Source organism: Saccharomonospora iraqiensis subsp. paurometabolica YIM 90007 (assembly GCF_000231035.2).
Lineage (GTDB): Bacteria > Actinomycetota > Actinomycetes > Mycobacteriales > Pseudonocardiaceae > Saccharomonospora > Saccharomonospora paurometabolica.
In genome coordinates, this window is the sequence record NZ_KI912240.1 from 1 (window position 1) to 1988 (window position 1988).

A 1988-nucleotide genomic window follows, 5' to 3' on the forward strand; every position below is an offset into this window, starting at 1 on the left:
CGGCGTCCTGGTCCCGGGCGGGCAGCCGGCCGTGCAGCGGCAGCACGTCCACCCCGGATTCGTCGTCGAGCAGGCCGCCGGTGCGGGCGATCTCGCGGGCACCGGGCAGGAAGGCGAGCACGTCCCCGGACTGCTCGTCCAGCGCCCGGCGCACCGCGCGGGCCACCGTCTGTTCGGTGCGCTCCTTGCGTTCCGGGGTGACGTGGGTGGTGCGCACCGGGTGGGTGTGGCCGTCGACCCGCACGACCGGCGCCGGGTGCCCGTCGCCGAGCAGTTCCGCCAACCGGTCCCCGGCCACGGTGGCCGAGGCGGCCAGCACCCGCAGGTCGGGCCGCAGCCCGGCGCGCGCGTCCAACAGCAGCGCCAGCAGCAGATCCGCGTCCAGGTGCCGCTCGTGGCACTCGTCCAGCACGACGACGTCGACGCCGGGCAGTTCGGGGTCGGACTGCAACCGGCGCACCAGCAGCCCGGAGGTGACCACCTCGACCCGGGTGTGCGGCGACGACTTCCGCTCCCCGCGCACGGCGTAGCCGACCCGCTCGCCCACCGGCTCGTCGAGCAGTTCGGCCATCCGGCCCGCGGCGGCGCGGGTCGCCAGCCGGCGCGGTTCGGCCACCACCACGCGCAGCCCCCGCTCGGCCAGCGCCAACGGCACCAGGGTCGTCTTGCCCGTGCCGGGCGGGGCCACGAGCACCCCGGTCCCGCCGCGGTCCAACTCGTCGCCGATCGTGCCCAGGTACGGGCGGACCGGCAGGTCGGGAAGCTCGGGCACGTGCGGTGTCATCCCCGGCACCGTATTCGGCGTCAGTCGTGCTCGGTGCCCAGGGACGAGCCGGACACCTCGGGCGCCCCCGGGTCCTCGGGCGCCTCGGACGGCGCGGGCGGGTCGATGGTCGACGAGGTCCGGCTGCCCTCGACGTTCGCGAGCAGCCGGGGATCGACCCGGCGGCCGTCGGGATCGACGCGCAGCACCGACACCTCGCCGGTGGTCTCCAGCACCGCCACGTCGACCTGGTCCAGATGGGTCACCCCGGCGAGGCGCAACTTCGCGTAGAGGTCGTTGCGGGTCATCTGCGCCCGGTCGAGGTTCTCACTCAGCTCGTGTTCGTCCTGGATCAGCAGCAGCGGACGGTTGTCCGCCAGACGCTCCACCCTGGGACGTTTCCGCAGGTACGCGAGCAGGCTCTGGGTGGCGAACAACACCGCGAGAGCCAGCGCGCCCTGCGCCAGCGAGATGTCCGGGCTGGTCGCGGTCGTGGCCGTGATCGACCCGAACGCCACCGTGGCGGCGAAGTCGAAGTTCGTCATCTGGGAGAACGACCGCAGCCCCGCCACCCGGGAGAACCCGATCAGGGCGAGATAGATGGCCACGGTGGACACGGCGACGAGCGCGAGTGTCTGCCAGGAGGCGACCACGCGACACCTCCTCACTCGGTTCGGCACGGACGCCTCACCAGCGTAGATAACGCGCCACGGGGTGACGCCGCCGACCGGGAACCGCGCTCCGCGGCCACCCGGTGTCCCCCGGGTGGCCGGGCCGAGCCGAGCCACGCGGCACGCGGGCGTGGCACCCTGGCGACATGGCTGCGCAACGCAACGTCCTCGGCGGTGAACTGGAATCCTGTGGCACCGATCCGGTGACCGGCTTCTACCGGGACGGGTGCTGCAACACCGGACCCGAGGACCTCGGCAATCACACGGTGTGCGCGGTCGCGACCGCCGAGTTCCTCGAACAGCAGGCCCGGTCCGGCAACGAGCTGCGCGTGCCGGTCCCGCAGTACGGGTTCGCCGGGGTCTCCCCCGGTGACCGGTGGTGCGTCTGCGCCGCCCGCTGGCGGGAGGCCGACGACGCGGGGGCGGCGCCGCCGGTCGTGCTGGCCGCCACGCACGAGCGGGCGTTGGAGGAGGTCCCGCTGGAGCGGCTGCGGGAACACGCGGTGGACGTGCCCGCCGACCCGGGCGGCCTGCTCTAGACGACGCGCGGCACA

General features: G+C 74.1%; 3 protein-coding genes. 1 reads left to right on the forward strand and 2 read right to left on the reverse strand.

Going from position 1 to position 1988, the window contains the following annotated elements:
- Both SACPADRAFT_RS27525 and SACPADRAFT_RS0213235 read right to left on the reverse strand, forming a co-directional pair.
- A partial coding sequence (locus SACPADRAFT_RS27525; RefSeq protein WP_007027424.1) for a DEAD/DEAH box helicase occupies positions 1-784 on the reverse strand: 784 nt, incomplete at its 3' end.
- 20 nt (positions 785-804) lie between these two features.
- Positions 805-1416: a DUF421 domain-containing protein gene (locus tag SACPADRAFT_RS0213235; RefSeq protein WP_007027423.1), complete on the reverse strand. Its 612-nt coding sequence runs from the start codon at positions 1414-1416 to the stop codon at positions 805-807.
- A 164-nt stretch (positions 1417-1580) separates the two neighbouring features.
- Here SACPADRAFT_RS0213235 and SACPADRAFT_RS27530 point away from each other — a divergent pair, with 164 nt between their 5' ends.
- Positions 1581-1973, forward strand: coding sequence for a DUF2237 family protein (locus SACPADRAFT_RS27530; RefSeq protein ID WP_007027422.1), 393 nt, complete (start codon positions 1581-1583; stop codon positions 1971-1973).
- Positions 1974-1988: the final 15 nt, after the last annotated feature.

Excerpts from the sequence above, each read along its gene's own strand:
- SACPADRAFT_RS27530 (WP_007027422.1), top strand. The coding sequence starts at position 1,581 with ATGGCTGCGCAACGCAACGTCCTCGGCGGTGAACTGGAATCCTGTGGC.